The sequence below is a fragment of the Flavobacterium adhaerens genome (genome assembly GCF_040045115.1).
Lineage (GTDB): Bacteria > Bacteroidota > Bacteroidia > Flavobacteriales > Flavobacteriaceae > Flavobacterium > Flavobacterium adhaerens.
In genome coordinates this window covers 394332-411766 of record NZ_JBDLZX010000003.1, presented here as the reverse complement: position 1 = coordinate 411766, position 17435 = coordinate 394332, and the positions used below count along the sequence as shown (strand labels likewise).

At 32.9% G+C, this 17435-nt stretch carries 14 protein-coding genes; 6 read left to right on the top strand and 8 right to left on the bottom strand.

Translation table 11 applies throughout. The annotated features are described in order from the left end of the window. The first annotated feature begins 327 nt into the window (after positions 1–327). From ABEB18_RS06255 to ABEB18_RS06240, 4 genes are all read left to right on the top strand, one after another. On the top strand, positions 328–3735 hold the full coding sequence (locus ABEB18_RS06255) for a hypothetical protein (RefSeq protein WP_348798323.1): 3408 nt from the start codon (positions 328–330) through the stop codon (positions 3733–3735). 166 nt (positions 3736–3901) lie between these two features. After that, positions 3902–4501 (top strand): NAD(P)H-dependent oxidoreductase, encoded by a 600-nt coding sequence (locus ABEB18_RS06250; RefSeq protein WP_348798322.1) that lies wholly within the window; start codon positions 3902–3904, stop codon positions 4499–4501. A gap of 17 nt (positions 4502–4518) precedes the next feature. Next, a complete protein-coding gene (locus ABEB18_RS06245; RefSeq protein WP_348798321.1) occupies positions 4519–4707 on the top strand; it encodes a hypothetical protein in 189 nt (62 codons plus the stop codon). A gap of 81 nt (positions 4708–4788) precedes the next feature. Then, complete coding sequence (locus ABEB18_RS06240; protein WP_348798320.1) at positions 4789–5352, top strand: TetR/AcrR family transcriptional regulator; 564 nt, start codon at positions 4789–4791, stop codon at positions 5350–5352. 31 nt (positions 5353–5383) lie between these two features. Here the strand turns inward: ABEB18_RS06240 and ABEB18_RS06235 are convergent, their stop codons facing one another. Together ABEB18_RS06235 and ABEB18_RS06230 are read right to left on the bottom strand one after the other, a co-directional pair. Beyond that, complete coding sequence (locus ABEB18_RS06235) at positions 5384–6655, bottom strand: DcaP family trimeric outer membrane transporter (protein ID WP_348798319.1); 1272 nt, start codon at positions 6653–6655, stop codon at positions 5384–5386. A gap of 375 nt (positions 6656–7030) precedes the next feature. Then, positions 7031–8014, bottom strand: a complete 984-nt coding sequence (locus ABEB18_RS06230) for an HU domain-containing protein (RefSeq protein ID WP_348798318.1) — start codon at positions 8012–8014, stop codon at positions 7031–7033. Positions 8015–8229: 215 nt separating this feature from the next. Here ABEB18_RS06230 and dprA point away from each other — a divergent pair, with 215 nt between their 5' ends. Together dprA and ABEB18_RS06220 are read left to right on the top strand one after the other, a co-directional pair. Continuing rightward, positions 8230–9330 carry a DNA-processing protein DprA gene (dprA, locus tag ABEB18_RS06225; protein WP_348798317.1) on the top strand — a complete coding sequence of 367 codons (1101 nt, stop codon included), beginning with the start codon at positions 8230–8232 and terminating at the stop codon, positions 9328–9330. Between the two features lie 252 nt (positions 9331–9582). Next, a complete protein-coding gene (locus tag ABEB18_RS06220) occupies positions 9583–11802 on the top strand; it encodes a nitric-oxide reductase large subunit (RefSeq protein WP_348798316.1) in 2220 nt (739 codons plus the stop codon). Positions 11803–11888: 86 nt separating this feature from the next. On the opposite strand, the gene ABEB18_RS06215 is transcribed toward ABEB18_RS06220, so the two are convergent. The 6 genes from ABEB18_RS06215 to rsmA form a co-directional block, all read right to left on the bottom strand. Then, complete coding sequence (locus tag ABEB18_RS06215) at positions 11889–13124, bottom strand: TonB-dependent receptor family protein (protein WP_348798315.1); 1236 nt, start codon at positions 13122–13124, stop codon at positions 11889–11891. After that, positions 13091–13579 (bottom strand): hypothetical protein, encoded by a 489-nt coding sequence (locus ABEB18_RS06210; protein ID WP_348798313.1) that lies wholly within the window; start codon positions 13577–13579, stop codon positions 13091–13093. The genes ABEB18_RS06215 and ABEB18_RS06210 overlap by 34 nt, the downstream gene beginning before the upstream one ends. Positions 13580–13600: 21 nt before the next feature. Next, positions 13601–14053: a TonB-dependent receptor plug domain-containing protein gene (locus tag ABEB18_RS06205; protein ID WP_348798312.1), complete on the bottom strand. Its 453-nt coding sequence runs from the start codon at positions 14051–14053 to the stop codon at positions 13601–13603. A gap of 324 nt (positions 14054–14377) precedes the next feature. Beyond that, positions 14378–15154 carry a pyrroline-5-carboxylate reductase gene (gene proC / locus ABEB18_RS06200; protein WP_348798311.1) on the bottom strand — a complete coding sequence of 259 codons (777 nt, stop codon included), beginning with the start codon at positions 15152–15154 and terminating at the stop codon, positions 14378–14380. A gap of 136 nt (positions 15155–15290) precedes the next feature. Then, a complete protein-coding gene (mgtE, locus tag ABEB18_RS06195; RefSeq protein ID WP_348798310.1) occupies positions 15291–16643 on the bottom strand; it encodes a magnesium transporter in 1353 nt (450 codons plus the stop codon). Next, a complete protein-coding gene (gene rsmA, locus ABEB18_RS06190; RefSeq protein ID WP_348798327.1) occupies positions 16630–17412 on the bottom strand; it encodes a 16S rRNA (adenine(1518)-N(6)/adenine(1519)-N(6))-dimethyltransferase RsmA in 783 nt (260 codons plus the stop codon). The genes mgtE and rsmA overlap by 14 nt, the downstream gene beginning before the upstream one ends. Between the last annotated feature and the right edge of the window lie 23 nt (positions 17413–17435).

Below are 17435 nucleotides of genomic sequence, written 5' to 3'. Positions count from 1 at the left end.
AAACTGAATATGTTCATAATCCCTGCTTTTTGAGCGCTAATATACTAAAAATATTAGGTGTGTTTGCGGAGAATCAGTTTATTTTTAAATTAAATACTTAAAAATGAGTTATTTAAGTTTTTTTATTTAATTTAGCAAGATTATACTCAAGTTTATTACAGCCTAATTTTCACCTACTTTTTTATTTAATAATTATTTTTTGCCAACAGTTTCGAGTTGTTTTTTATGTAATGGTTATTACTTGTATAAAATTTACTCTGACTATTGTTTACAGCTTTTTTATATCTCTCAGATTATCAAAAAACTCAGTAAGTAAATTTTAAATATATGAGTCTTTTTACCCCTTTTTTTGTTAGATTAAAAACATATAATTATTCTATCCTGACAGCCTTAATTATCGGATTGGTTACCGCTATTTATTTGCTGGTTATTGTACCCAATAACGAAATTCAAGAAGACACTAATAATCTTGCTGTATTTAGGGGTTTTGAAGTTCAATTAAAAAATTTTTTCGATGATAAAGTCAAAGAAATTAGCTCTGTTAAAAGAGACAGTATCATTGACAATGTCAATTCTAATTTGCGTAGTGATTCTGTTTTTATAGATAAAATTGCTATTAAGAGTTTGGATACTTCTAAAACATTTAGAAAGAAACTGGAATTGATTCGAGAGATTTACTTCAAAAAAAGAGGAGTCTCAACTACAGTAATCGATACGATCACCGATACAGTTAATTTTGATTTGGATGAATTTATCAAAAGACTTGATAATTCTTCCAATTTCAATTCTTTTTTCATTTGCCCCGTGATCAAAGGGAAATGCTTATCCAAAGACATTCTAATTTCACAAAATATAAGTCTCAAAGACGAAGATAGTTTGCTTGCTAATAATCGGAATACGGGCACCCTAACGTTTGACACTTCTAGTAACCGCTATTATACGAGTCAAGTAAAAATTCCTGATACCGATTTTACACTATTTGTTGCAGCTGGAATCAATACTTCTTATTTCAAATCAAATGTGCAATATGTTAAACCTAACATTTTAATTTTTAGTCTCTTATTGTTAGGAATTTTGTTTTTGAGTATTTGTTTTCTAAAACCTATTGTGAGCAGTGATAAAGAACGGCTTTCTCAAATTGATTTAATTACTGTTGCTTTTTCAACAGGTGCTTTAATTGCTTTATTTGTAATTTATGGAATGGTCAATTTTTGGAAATCCAGCATAAGTGAAAGGAACAAATCGGATTTAAAACAAATGGTTGAACATATCGATACTTCTTTTGCAAATCAAATCGATACCCTACAATTTTATAAGAAAAATATACTAGATCAAGAGATTAACGGATCAGCATTTCCTTTTAAAAAATTATATATCGAAAACCATTCTAAGATTAGTTTGATCGATGGTGATTCTTTAACCGATAAAAGTAATTTTTCTTTTAATAATAGATCTCAATTATGGAATGTGAACTCTTTAAGTAAGAAGATTAGTTTTAAAGAAATTGAATATTTAGACTCTTATTTTTGGATGGACAAAGACGGTCTTTTGACAGCAAGTTTAAGTAAAGATGATATTACTTTTGCCCGTAAATATAACGATCGTAAGTATTTTAAATTACTGCAAAACAAAGAGATTAATTTGGTTTTGACTGGCGTTTTTTCACGTGAATCTGATCAGTACCAATGGATTTATGCCGAAAAGGACACCATACAAAACCAATCCAATGTTTCTGGAAAAACAGCTATAAAAGGGATTGGTTTTAGAGAACATTTTTCAAAACAAATAAAACTTCCTCCAGATACTGATTACATGCTTGTAGATCGAAATGGATTTGTGTTAATGCAAAGCAATCCAGATAAAAATTTGTATCAAAATGTGCGCTCTGGTTCTCACAATAATTTGATATTAGAAAGTATTTTGGCGGGTTGTCAAGTCGAAAATTTCCGGATGGATTATCAGGGAGTATCTTATCAGGTTTTTGCCAAGAGGTTGAGTGTCCCTGCAGATTTACCTGTATATATTTTGGGTATGCGAAGCTTATCGTATTTGGATTATTTAAGTCTATTCACTTTCAATAATGCTTTCTTGCTCACTATTTTTTATGGTTTTTTGATTGTATTGCTCACTTTAATTTATTCTTCTTTGTTTTATAGCGGCCGATTAAGTTTCTTTTCTAGAAGACATTTTTATCATTTGTTTCCAGACAATAGTAGAAAAGGGGAGTACCTTAATTTATTTTACCTAAAGATTATTTGTTTCTTGGCCGTGATTCTGATCTTTTTTCTATCAACGCCTACTACTGCTTTATTCTTTTGTTTGCTAATAGGGGTCAATATCACTTTGGTCAATGTAATAGTTTTAAACATCAGGTCGAATCGTTTTACCGAGACAATTGGAAAATTCTATTTATTGGTGGCGGTTTTTGGCATTGGTTTACCGCTTTGGTTGTTATATATGAATCAATTGTACTTTTCATTGACAATACTTTTTATATCGCATATTGGCTTTATCTTATATTATAGAAATTGGCGAAATAGAGAAGATGCTAATAGTAGTTCAGATCTATTGGATGCTGTTGCCAAAAATACTGGTGTACAGCGTAAAGCTTATCTAAAGTTTTTAACTTCTGGAATACTCAATTACTTTGTCTTGTTTCCGTTTATTCTTGTTTGTGCATTTTATTCGAACGAAATCAATGATTATGCAAGGTATTATTGTTCGCCCACTCAACCTATACTAAAAGTTGCTAATCACAAAGTAATCAATGTTTATGGATGTGATTGTAAACCTTTATGGGTTTTGGATTTGAGTGAAAATAATTCAGGAATCATACACAAATTAAATTTTGGATTGGAACAACCCACTATGGGCGAAGTGAGTAAGTTTAAATTGAAAGAGTTGCTCAATGTAAGTTACATTAGAGCTAATACAATTTTTAATAATATTGGTTTCGATGTATTCTATTTTTTACTGAGTTTCGGTTTGATTATTATTTTAGCCTATAGTTTATTGAATTATTATTGTAATCTTTTTTTCTTTTTTGATTTGATGCAAGCTTCTCATGAAGGTTATTATCCAGGAAATAAAAATCCGCTTTCAAACGAATATATTTTTATGGCAATGGTCAATGACAATGATATAAAGAGCATGATACAAAAGGATTTAAATAAAATTGATAACCAATCGGGTATTCATTTTCCTGATAGGACAATTGCCCTTCAAAATGTTTTTGATACCGATAGTAATAATGAAATATTACCTTTTATGAAAATGGATTTTATTCTAAATTCTAACCTGAAAGAGTTTGATGCTATTTATTCTTCGGTCTGGGATTCAATTGGTAATATAGAAATGCAAAATGTACTTTATGATTTTGCTCAGGATCATTTTGTGAATTATAAAAACAAAGAAACGGTAATGAAACTTATGGATTTAGGGATCATCAATCACGATAAATTGACAGGAAGGTTAAAAATTATGAGTTTTAGTTTTAGAGTTTACGTGATGTACAAAAGCAAAAAGGACAGCGATTTTGTTCAGCAATTCAATGATGAAAGTAAAAATGGAACATTCGATAAATTAAAATTACCAATACTGATTATAGCAGTTAGTTTATTACTTTTATTAATGTATTTGAATAAAGACAGCTATGAAAAAATCATGATTTTGGGAAGTAGTATTGGATCAGCGCTTCTTTTGATAAATAAGTTTTTAGACCTAGGGAAAACCTAGAATATTTTATTTAAGATCTTGAAATGTTTTTTCTTATTTTAATTTGACTGATTAGTCAGTTTTATGTTATTTGTTGTATTGTAGTTTTGAATACTAGTATTTTTATGTTTTGTAAATTTTAATGAAATGATTATTTTCGATAATGTTAATTGTAAATTTGTTTTGAATGAATATTTTAATAGTGTACTGCCATCCAAGTGAAAAATCATATACTTTTGAAATTTTACAATTATTAAAGGAACTTTTTTATAGTGAAAACTGGAATGTTGAAGTATCGGATTTATATCGTTTAAATTTTAAAAGCGATTTGTCAGTAACTGAATACGAACGAGAAGCTTTTTCAAAAATTGTAATACCAATTCCTGAAGATGTACTGCTTGAGCATCATAAAATTCAAAATGCAGATTGTATTCTCTTTCTATACCCGCTTTGGTGGAGTGATTGTCCAGCTAAATTAAAAGGTTGGTTTGACCGTGTATTTACAGTCGGTTTTGCTTATAAACATTCGGAAGTTGTACCAAAAATGAAAGAGATTCCATATGGAGTTGCTTTATGTACTGCAGGTCATCCAACAAGTTTACTCGAAGAAACTGGCATCTCACAAAGTATGAAAAACATCATGTTGAATGACCGTTTTGGTAATAGATTCAATACTAAAGAAATGATTATACTGGGCGGAACAACTTCTTTTTGTAACGAGTTACAGCTTGTTCATCGAGAATTGATTTTGCAACTTATAGATAAAATCAAACAGCAATTTGTTTAATTATACAGAAACGATAGATGTATCCTTACCACAACAAAATAAAATCTAGAATTGCTAATAATGAATTGGTATATTTTGAGTTTGTAGAAAAATACAAAAATATAGCACCTTGTCTAGTACTTTATTTCAAAACAGAACCTTTTATTCGTCCTATTCGCGAGCATCGTTTTGAAGAATATAAAGTACTACTAGCTCCATATTTTTAAGCTTTGCTGTTGGTTTTAATACTATTTGCTTCCTAACTATTTTTATTACTATCTTTATGACTGATTAGTCAATTTATTGTTATGAATAAAAACGAACTTATTTTAACTACAGCTCTTAGATTATTTGTAGAAAATGGTTTTCACGGAACAGCAACGAGCAAAATAGCATTAGAATCTGGAGTTGCAACAGGTACGCTTTTCAATTATTACCCAAGCAAAGAGTTACTCATTATTAGTTTGTATAATGTTATTAATAAAAAATTCGATAATTATCTTACCGAAAGCTTAGAATCGTATTCTGTTTCCAAAGAATCTTTCCGTTCATTGTTTAGTGCGACAGTGTTATGGTATTTAGATAACAGACTTGAATATCGTTATTTACAGCAATTTAATAATTCACCTTATTACAATTCAGTTGTCACAAATAATTTGATACTAGAAGAACATCCTTTGTATGTGTTGTTACAAAATGGGATTAATTTAGTTTTACTTAAACCTATGCCTGTTGATTTACTGTTTTCTCTTTTTAATGCGCAAATCAATGGGTTGTATGAGTTCATCATTCTCCAAGATAAAAAGCAAGAAGAGTGGCCAAAACTTATAGACGATATTTTTGAGTTGCTCTGGAAAATGATTAAAGATTAAATAATTACAATTTGACTGATTAGTCAGTTTGTTAATTTTGTTCGTTTTTATGTGTTCTATAAAAGGTATTATTGAAACTATAACGTATCGAAAATTGAATTTTTACATCTGAACCTCTATTTCCTTTTGCTGCAGGTAGATTGAAAACAGGATCTCCAATAAAATCATTATTTTGCCTCATTCCCCATTGCAATTCGGGGCCCAAAATCATGTTTTCTATTGGAGCATACAATACATTCACACTGGCATATTGTCCCATTTTGTAAGCGGTGTTTAACTGTGCATTTGTCGTTTTATTATTCATAAAGGAATAGCCCATAGCCGAGGTCAATTTTAAATTCCAAACTATATCAAAATACGAGGATAATGCAATCAGCGGAATAGTCTCACCATCGATTGGTGTGAGTGTGTTTTCGTACTGTCTTTTGGTGCCAACATCAGCAGCTGCATCGTTCATATAGTTCTGAATTCCAGATCCAATGGTAAATGCTCCTCTAAAATTGATTCTGCTGTTCATTCTTAATTTTGTACTCAAGCTCAAGCCCCAACCCAATTCCTCCCCTTGAATCTTATAAGCATCGGTATTTTTATCTTCCCATTTTATGTATCTCAGAATTCCTGCTAGTTCCAGATAGCCCCATTTGTTGGTATATCGGTATTCTGCACTTAAATCCGGTAATGGAAATCGAAACGCAACATCATCCAATACAGATGCATACACAAATTCTTCTCCATATTCACCTTTGTCTCCTGTTGCACCAGGTCTTTCTAAGGCAATGGATATAGTTTTTGTACTTGTAGCGATTGGTGTATAACGAATTTGGATGTTTCGAGTAAAAACAGCTCCATTTGGGCCCATAAAATCAATCAAATTTGGATATACATCCATATCTGCAAATACGCTATTGGTCTGTCCTACCAAGAATTTTCCAAATTGAACATAAGCATGACGAAGATGAAATGTGGTTTCTCCTGCATTTTTTCCAGATCCAAACAAATCAAATTCGAAAACGGTTTTGAGATCTCCCAATGAGGTGTCAAAATAATTTTTTACGCTCAAAGTGGTTTGACGCACACTAAAAAATACATTTCCTTGATTTTGATATTCATTTCCATCACTATCTAAAATTTTTGTGGGTCTCATGGTTTCAAACCATTCTGGATCAATTTTTCCAAAATCATAGCCAGTATCCATCATAATATGGCCATTTATTTCCATGCTTTTTTGAGATTCTGTATGTTGGGCATACTGAAAATGAATACAGAATAGTAGAAACAAAATACAGTTAGTTGTTTTTTTCATTTTCAGATCGTAAAAGAAATTGAATTTTTTAAGGACTTACTTTTCGAATGCTAATCTGTTTTTCTTTCTCAAATATACTATTTTAAACTAATGTATTTGTTATCAAGTATTTAATAGTTTTATTTTTATAAAAGTGTGTATTTGGGTAAGTTGTATTAATTTTGAAATTTTTTAAAAGGCTTTAAGTTGTTTTTGAAGACTTGTTTTTTTAAAACTCTTATACTAAGTGGTTTTTTTGCAAAAACAGTCTTAAATGGTTTAAAAGTGTGTTCAAATGTGTCACAAGAGTTGTGTAAAACATTGTAAAAATAAAAAATCACGATAAAATCTATTTTTATAGGTTTATCGTGATTTTTTAAATGTTTGAAAAATATTTTATAACGACTGAATCAAGATCCAAGCTTCTGGGTTATCTGTTTCGGTAATGTTATTTTTTTCTCTTTCTGCTTCCGCAAATGTAGAGTAGCTTCCGTATAAAACAGGATAAAGACCGTTTTTGTTGATTCCTAAAACTCTGGCTTTATATCCTTTTGCAACTAATTGATTGTATCTTTTTTGAGCATTTGCTTCACTTCTAAAAGCACCAGCCATAATGTGATATGGTAATTTGGTTTCTTCTTTTTTATCCACCTTCAAAGAGAGTGTAACGGATGGTATTGGAGTTTGAATAAAGAAAGTTGCTTGCTGAATTTTGTTCTGTACTTTTTTCTGAACTGCGGTCTCTACCAAAATAGTTTCTGTTGCTATTTGTTTTTGGTACAAAGGATAACCAATTGCTCCAGCTACAGACAACCCAATAATGAATACAGCTGCATATTTTAAATACGGGTTTCTAGTTCTTGTTTCGGTATTTGGGATAAAGTTTAAAACAGCTTCTTGTTCCTCGATTACTTTAATAGTAGATTCTAAAACCTCCGGAGTTTTTACAACTTCTACTTCTCTTTTTACTGCAGGCGAAACAAAATTGGTCAAACCAAATGAAGTTGCCAAATAATTGGTTTGTTCGTTTGGGGTAAACTGGATATTGTTTTCAGCATTTAAACTTATAACACCAATATTTTTTAGTGAAAGTGTGCGATTTTCTTGTAACGCTTTTTTCCAATTTAAAACTTCATATTCGATAGCACTTACGGCATAGTCGTACGAAGTTTTTTCGGCTTGTGCAATGTGATTTGCCAATAAACCATCATTGTTTTTGATATGTGTATTGAACGAAATCATTTTTTTTGGTGGAAAAAAGGAATGTGAAGCCTCAACTAATTGGGCTGACTGAATTTCGGTCAAAAAAGCACCAAATCCAGGAACGGTTACACATTGATAGCGGTACAAAAGTTGCGAGATGTATAGTTCTATTTTCATGCTAACAAAGTTATAGAACGGGAATAGTTATCAAAAATTTATTCACAATTTTTATTAACAATTTGCATTTTATACACTATCAACAGATTAGAGTTTTGTTTTAAAAACGTATTGTTCTTTTTAGGCTCTTTGATGAGGTCGTTTTTGTATAAATCTAATTTTTTTAAAGTTTTAAATTTGCTCATAATCAAATAATTATTGTATAATTGTAAGATATGTCAGAAGAAAATTTATTTTACTTATTAGCTTTATTGAGAGTAGAAGGTGTTGGTGATATTATGGCCAAAAAACTACTTTCTCATTTTGGTACCGCCGAAAATGTTTTAAAAGCCAAACAGCATCAACTTGCCGGTATTGAGGGAGTGGGTACTGTTTTGTTGAAAAATTTTAAAGTCAAATCTATTTTTGACAAAGCCAACCAAGAGCTTGATTTTATTCGTAAAAATTCTATTCGTGTCTCAAGTTTTCAAGATGCTGATTATCCAGATCGTCTAAAACATTGTTTTGATGGGCCAACTTTATTGTTTTCGGCGGGTAATATCAATTTAGCAAACCGAAAAGTGATTAGCATTGTCGGAACTCGTCAAATTACTTCTTATGGAACCGAGTTTTGTAAAAAATTAATTGAAGATTTAGTTCCAATGAATCCTGTGATTGTGAGCGGGTTTGCTTATGGAGTGGATATTGTGGCGCATCAAATGGCTATGGATTGTGGTTTACAAACGATTGGAGTTTTAGCACACGGTATGAACCAGATTTATCCTAAAACGCACAAGAAATATATGGCTAAAATGGAGGAAAATGGCGGTTTTTTGACAGAGTTTTGGAGTAATGCTAACCCTGATAAAGAAAATTTTGTTAGAAGAAACAGAATTGTAGCAGGTATATCCGAAGCGACTATCGTCATAGAGTCTGCTGATAAAGGAGGTTCTCTTATTACTGCTAATTTGGCAAATGATTATAATCGGGATGTATTTGCCGTTCCGGGTCGCACTACCGACAAGTACAGCCAAGGTTGCAACAACTTGATCAAAACCCAAAAGGCTTATGTACTTACTTCGGCAGCAGATGTGATTTTCAATCTGAATTGGGATATTGCCAAAGAATTGAAACCTGTTCAGAAACAATTATTCGTTTCTCTCGAAACCGATGAACAAATAATTTACGATTTCTTGCTCAAATCAGGTAAAGAACTTTTAGATGTTATCGCTCTGGAGTGTGAATTTCCCATTTACAAAATGTCGAGTTTGTTGTTGAATATGGAATTGAAAGGCGTTATTAGGCCTTTACCAGGTAAAATGTTTGAAGCTATTTAGGTTATTTTTATACTAATTACAGATGAATTTGATTGAAATTTATTTTTTTAAATTACTGTATATTAGTTCGTTGTGTTTTTTCAATAAACAATAAAAGAGAAAAAGACATTTTTATCTTTTATTTGATTATTTTTGTAGCATAAATCAAAAACTGAATAACAATTATTCTTTTGAATTTGGTTTATACAAGAGGAGTGTTTTTTCTTAAAAATTCGGGAAGTACATTAAAAATTAAATTAAAAAATTAACTAAATGAAAAAGACTTGGTTAGCGTTTATAAGTGTGGTGGTAATCTCATTTATAGTACTTATTGGCGTTGGTAAAGAAATTTATCAGACGCAACCTCCAATACCAGAAAAAGTGGTTTTAAAAGGTACTGGAGAAGTTGTTTATACAAAAGAAGATATTCAAACAGGACAAAATGTTTGGGAATCTATAGGTGGGATGGAAGTTGGTTCTATTTGGGGGCATGGTAGTTATGTAGCTCCAGACTGGACCGCAGATTGGATCCACAAAGAAGCAACATTTATGTTGAATAATTGGGCAAAAGAGTACAATTTGGCTTATGAGGCATTGGACGTAGAAAAACAAGCAGCTCTAAAAGCACGATTGATTAATGATATTAGGACCAATACTTTTGATGAGACTACTAAGACAATCAGTATTTCGGCTGAGCGATTCAAAGCGATTCAAAGTAATTCTGAACATTTCGCTAAAATTTTCTCTGAAGGTCATGAACAATATGCAATCCCTAAAGGTGCTTTGACAGATCCTCAAAAATTAGGTCAACTGAATGCCTTTTTGTTCTGGACTTCTTGGGCAGCCAGTACCAACAGACCCAATGCCGATTATACTTATACATCAAACTGGCCCCACGAACCTTTGATCGATAATACGATTACAAACAGTTCTGTAATTTGGTCTGGTTTATCTATCGTATTGTTGTTGTTATTCATCGGGGTTTTAACATATTACTATCTTTTAAACCACGAAAAGGGCGATTTGTTAACAAAACCACAATCGGATCCATTGCACGATTTAAAATTATTACCTTCCCAAAAAGCAGTTTTGAAATACTTTTTAATCATCTCATTACTGATCGTATTGCAAGTGGTTTTAGGTGTTATTACAGTGCATTATACCGTAGAAGGTCAAGCATTCTTTGGTTTTGAAATATCCAAATTCTTGCCCTATTCTGTTACTAGAACTTGGCATACACAGTTGGCTGTTTTTTGGATTGCTGCTACTTGGTTGGCCACAGGACTTTTCTTGGCGCCAATGATTTCAGGCAAAGAAATGAAGGGACATATTTTTGGTATCAACTTCCTTTTCGTGGCTTTGTTGATAATCGTGTTGGGATCTATGTTTGGAGAATGGTTAGGTGTTCACCAGTTTTTAGATTTAACCACAAACTTTTTCTTTGGACATCAAGGGTATGAGTACATGGATCTTGGTCGTTTTTGGCAAATTTTTTTAGGGATAGGTTTGGTTTTATGGGTGTTTATGGTTAGTCAACATATTCTTTTTGCTATTCGTAAAAATGACAGTTCTAAATCGTTATTAACGATATTATTGGTATCGGTAATGGCAATTGGAATGTTTTTCTTCTCTGGATTGATGTATGGAGAAAACAGTAGTTTGCCAGTAATTAATTATTGGAGATGGTGGCTAGTGCATCTTTGGGTAGAAGGTTTCTTCGAAGTATTTGCAACTGTAGTAATTGCGTACATTTTTTCTCAAATGAAGATAATTTCAGCCAAGACCGCTGGACGTGTTTCTGTAGCTTCGGCAAGTATCTTTTTGGCAGGAGGGATTTTAGGAACTTTGCATCATTTGTATTTTTCGGGAACACCTGTAAAAGCAATTGCACTTGGGGCTACTTTTAGTGCTCTAGAGGTTGTACCACTTACGTTGATGGGCTTTGAAATTAGAGAAAATTACAATCTTTTAAAAAGCACTGCTTGGATGCAAAAATACAAATGGCCAATTTTCTTCTTTATTTCGGTAGCATTTTGGAATTTCTTGGGTGCAGGTGTATTCGGATTTTTAATTAATCCTCCTATTGCTTTGTATTATATTCAAGGGTTGAATACTACAGCTGTCCACGCTCATACCGCTTTATTTGGAGTTTACGGAATGTTGGGTATGGGATTCATTTTGATTTGTTTGCGTTTTTATTCTAATAGAGTGTGGGACGAAAGTAAATTGAAAAAAGCTTTCTGGGCTTTAAACATCGGACTAATTGCAATGGTAGTCTTTAGTTTATTGCCAATTGGAATTATTCAGGCTTATACTTCTATTACCAAAGGATATTCATTTGCTAGAGAGTCTGAATTGTTGTACTCCCCAACTATTCAAACTTTAAAATGGTTACGAATGATAGGTGACATTATCTTTTCAATTGGTATTTTCTATTTCTGTTGGTTCACAGTTACTGAAACTATTTACAATTTGAAAAGAAAAAATAATTAATATTTTGTAATTGGGTAAGCCTGCATCGAGAATTTTAGGTTCTTTATGCAGGCTTTTTTTATTGTAAAAATCGTTTTGATATAGGGTTAAATTTTTACAGAAATCGTTCCTGAAAAGGTTCTGCCATCAGAAGGCCAAATTCCAGGACCAGGATAAAATTGAGGACGTTTGGTGTAATATTGTCTGTCGAAAATATTATTGGCATTGAATTGCAACTTGATCTTTTCCGAAATTTTGAACCCCATATTCAGGTCAATAATGGTATAAGATGGTACTATACCTACTGAGCCACTAGCATTAGGTTCATTAGTATTTAACGCATCAGCAAAACTCTCAGCGGTATAACTACAAAGTGCCGATATACTCAATAAGGAATAGTTTATGGTAAATCCATTTCTAGAAATCCAGGCAGGTGTACTTTCGACCTTGTTGCCATCAACGGAAACATTTTCGGTTCCAGATTTTATAACCGCATTTTGATATTTTGCATTGATATAAGATGTTGAGGTAAATGCTGATAGGGTAGTTTTTTTACCAACGATAAAATCAGTTTGCAGAAACATTTCTAAACCAGTAGATCTCGAATCACCAATGTTGGTTTTATAAACGATGAGGTTCCCATCAGAATCGGTTTGAGCCAAATTTCCCATACGATTATTATATTGCAGATAAAACCCTGTAAAATCCCATTTTAAGAACTTCCATTTTCCTCTAAATCCCCCTTCTGTGTTGTATCCATATGCATCCTTTAGATTTTTGTCTGTTTCTTCATAAAGCGATCCTGGAACAATGTCTTTAAAGAGCACAGGGCGATAGGCTTGTGACCAGCCTGCGTAAAAATTGATGTCTTTTGTTAAATCATATTGAGTACTAATTGCAAATAAAGGGAAATGATGTTCTATTGTGTTAGGCAATTCTTGATCGGAGTAATACGTGGTTTTTCCAGTCATATCGGTTTCACCGATTTCTAATCGGACTCCTGTGTTTATCGATAATTTTCGAGTTAACATCCATCTGTTTTCGGCAAAAAAAGCAATATTGTCTGTTTTGTAATGAAGATCTCTTCCCCAACCTGGAGTTACCAATGTCAAATCATAATCACTTCCTGTTGTCCCTTTTCCTTGTTGACGTCTATGCAGATCATTATTCATATACTGAACTCCTGTAGATAAACTACTGGTTTGATTGAATATTTTGTAGGAATGTAAAAGTCTTAATTCAGAGGTGTAACTGTTGTAATTGTCGATATCTACTTGACGATTACTGTACTCTAAAGTTTCAGGTGAGATTACGTCGGGTACATTTGCGGGTTTATCAAACATGACACTGCTTCTTGAACCCAAAACTGCCGATGAGGTAAGTAATATTTTTGTTGATTTTGAAATATCCAATTCATTGTAATTGAAGGAATATGTATGTTTGGGTTGTAATAATTTCGAGCTCGGGTGGACATTTGCGGATCAGATTCAAACATACTGTCGGTTAGTGGACCAGCGAGATGAATTACATAATTTGAATGGGTCCATTCTAATTTGAATTGTAGATTCTTTGAAGCATCATAAAAAAGCGAAATTGCTTCGGCATCAGACTGTGAATCACTATTTTCTCTATAACCAGAATTCCATTTTTTATTGAACCAAGCCGAATAGCGAAATTTACCAATTTTGCCAGAAGCTCCATTGTAGGTACTTACTAAACCATAAGAGCCTACAGTATTGATGGTTTCAAAACTAAACTTTTTGGAACTATCAGGTTGTTTACTAATGTAGTTAAGCATTCCTCCAAATTGGGCTCCATATTATAATGAGCCCGTTCCTCTTACTAATTCTATTCGCTCAACATTTTCCATCGGAATATTATAATGGCTTGCTGGATAGCCGTACATATCGGTGTTGGTGATGATTCCATCTTTGCGAATATTGAATTCCCAACTCCTATGCGGATCGAGCCCTCTAGCTGAGATGTTTACCTGATTTCCAGTCCCATCCATGTCGTAAACAAAAATACCAGGTATTTTGGCAAATATCTGACGTCCGTATTTTTCTGTTATAGCCGCATCTTTTTTGGTCAAAAGAATTACTTCATTTTTTTTCCCTGCAAATAGGTATGTTCCTTTTATGGGTTCAAGTCGTTCAATATCTTCTTGGTTTTTTAGAGTTTCAATGGTTACTGTCGAAAGGATTTGAGGCTTTATGGTGTCTGAAATAGATTGAGAAAATAACCTAACCGAAAAAAAGAACAAAACAACCAATAAAGAATTCTTTATAATGAATTTATTAAATTTTTAATTTATATATAAAAGCAAACGATTGTAATAATTTATTTTATGATAAAAAAGTTAATATTTTCAAATATATAAAAATAATTTAGAAACGAGCAAAGATTGCTTTTGGGATAAGAATTGTTTAGAATAAGTTTTGTGTTGGATAGTATATCTATAAAAATTGAGTTGAATTGAACGGATTTTTAATCTCCTAAATCAAAAAAGGCTTCATCAGTGAACTAATGAAGCCTTGTGAAAAAGTTAGTGTTTTTTATAATTTCTATAGTTTGATTTTTAAAACCAAACCATTTTTTAGCCTTGAATTTGTTTCAAAGAAGTCTTGATTCCTTTGATTAACGAAGAGCTGAAACCGTGTAATTCCATTTCGTTTAATCCTGCAATGGTGCATCCTTTTGGTGTGGTTACACGGTCAATTAATTGTTCAGGATGTCCTTTTTCTTCAAGAAGCATTTCGGCAGCACCTTTTACAGTTTGAGCAGATATAGCTAATGCGGTTTGCCAATCAAATCCAATTTCGATTCCCGCCTGCATAGAGGCACGAATGTATCGCAATGCAAAAGCTGTACCACTAGCAGCAAGAACTGTTGCGGCATCCATCAACTTTTCATCTATGATGGGAGCTGTTCCTAATCCTTGAAAAAGAGTAACCGTTTCTTGTGCTTTTTCTCTGTTTTTTTCACTAAAAGCAATACAGGTTGCCGAGGCTCCAAATTGTGCTGCAATGTTCGGCATGATACGTACTGCAGTATTGTTTTCGCCTATTTTATTTTGCAAATTTTCGATCGAAAGTCCGCTTACACCCGAAGCGATGACTTTGTTTGAAATAGCAGGTAATATTTCGGCTAAAACGGTATCCACCTGGTACGGTTTGATGGTTAAGATAATGACATCTGCTTCCTGTATATTGTTGGTGTTGTCACTTGTAATTGTAATTCCGAGTTCTTTCAAGTGAGCGATAGGAGCTAGATTACGTCTTGTAACAGTTACCTGATTGTTTTTTGTAAATTTTGCGATTCCAATTGCGACAGAAGCTCCAAGGTTTCCTCCGCCTATGATGTGTACTTTCATACGGATTGGTTTTATTCTTAGATTAGTTAATAGTATTTTGAATACTGGTTTATGAATTCACAAAGTACACGATTTATCTCGAATTGTTTACTTTTTAATTTAAATAATATCTAGATAATTGTTATATTCTAAAGTGTTAATAGCCTAAAATCAATCTAGCTATTCCAAAATAAATCATAATACCAAAGACATCATTGGTTGTGGTGATAAAGGGGCCTGTTGCGATTGCTGGATCGATTTTGTTTTTATTCAATAACAAAGGAACTATTACTCCCAATGTTGCCGCAAAAACAATCACAACCAACATCGAAATCGAGATGGCAAACCCAACTAAGTATTGCTGATACATCAAAGAATGATAGGCAAATAAGAATAGCGAAATTATCGTTCCCGATATTAAGGCTACCGAAAGTTCTTTGGTTAAGTATTCTTTGCTATACTCTTTTAAAGTTCCGTTTGCTAAACCTTGAACCACAATTGCAGAGGCTTGAACACCAATGTTTCCAGCTGTTGCCGATAGTAACGGTACAAAAATCATCAAGGTATAATAGGGTTGTATCGAGGTTTGATTTCCTTCGAGTACCTTCGAGGCAAAAATTTCGATCACCATCCCTATTAATAGCCATGGTAATCTAGCTTTCATTAATTCTAAAACGGTATCGCTCGATTCTACGTCGTTGGTAATACCCGCTGCCAATTGGTAATCTTTTTCTGCTTCTTCCTTGATCACATCGACGATGTCATCGATAGTGATACGACCCACTAATCGTCCTAATTCGTCCACGACAGGAATGGCTTCCAAATCGTATTTTTGCATGATACGTGCTACTTCGGTGTCTTCGGTATCAACGGTAACTGAATTTAATTTTCGAATATAGACATCGCTTATATTGGTTCTTGTAGAGGTAGTAAGGAGATCTTTTAGCGAAAGTCTTCCTTTTAAACGATCTTCATCATCTACTACATAAATAGAATGCACTCTGGAGATGTTTTCGGCTTGAATACGCATTTCTTTGACACAAGTAAGTACATTCCAGTTTTCGTTAACTTTTACCAACTCTTTGTGCATGATTCCTCCCGCTGTATCCTCGTCATAACGTAGCAAATCGACAATATCTTTGGCGTGTTCTACATCTTGTAACTCCGAAATTACTTCGGCTTTTTTCTCTTTCGAGAGTTCGCCAATGATATCGGCTGCATCATTGGTTTCGAGTTCATCCAGCTCTTCTGCAATTTCTTTTGGCGAAAGACGACTTAGGATATTTTCGCGTAAATCATCCTCTAATTCTAGAAGGATTTCGGCAGTCTTTTCACTGTCTAAAACTTTGAAAATATAGGTTGCTTGATCGAAATCCAATTCATCTAGAACTTCGGCAATATCAGCATGGTGCATATCTTTCAGTAAAACTTCCAGTTGATGGTCGTTTTTACTTTGAATGAATTCACCCAGTTGTATAATTAATTCTTTGCTGATTTTAAACTCCTCCATCGGCTTCTATTTTTTGCGTCAATGCTATAAATTCTTTGTAATCCAACTGCTCTGGGCGAAGATTAAAAAGAGTCTCTTCTTTCAGTTTATCGGACAAATTTAGCGTTTTTAAACTGTTACGCAAGGTCTTTCTACGTTGTTGAAAAGCTGTTTTTACAACGGTAAAAAATAATTTTTCATTACAGGGCAAACTATAATCTTCTTTTCTATGCATACGCATCACTCCCGATTTTACTTTTGGGGGCGGATTGAATACGTTTTCATCTACAGTAAACAGATACTCTGTATCATAAAAAGCTTGAGCTAAAACAGATAAAATTCCATACGCTTTTGTTCCCTTTTTTTCACAAATACGCTCGGCCACCTCTTTTTGAAACATCCCTGAAAATTCTGGAATTTGATTGCGATATTCTAATACTTTAAAGACAATTTGTGTTGAAATATTATAAGGGAAATTACCTATTATAGCGAATTGCTTACCCTGGAATACTTCATTTATATCATATTTTAAAAAATCTTTTGAAATGATATGGCCATGAAGTTTTGGATAATTGCCATTTAAATACGCTACAGACTCATCATCAATTTCAATCACATAAGTATTTATTGGTTTGTCCAACATGTATTTGGTCAATACTCCCATTCCTGGTCCTATTTCTAAAATATCCTCATATCCTTCTAAACTCAAAGTATCAGCAATGTCTTTGGCAATGCTTTCATCTTTCAAAAAATGTTGTCCGAGGTGTTTTTTGGCTTTTACTTTTTCCATATCTGTAGTTGCGAGCGATAATG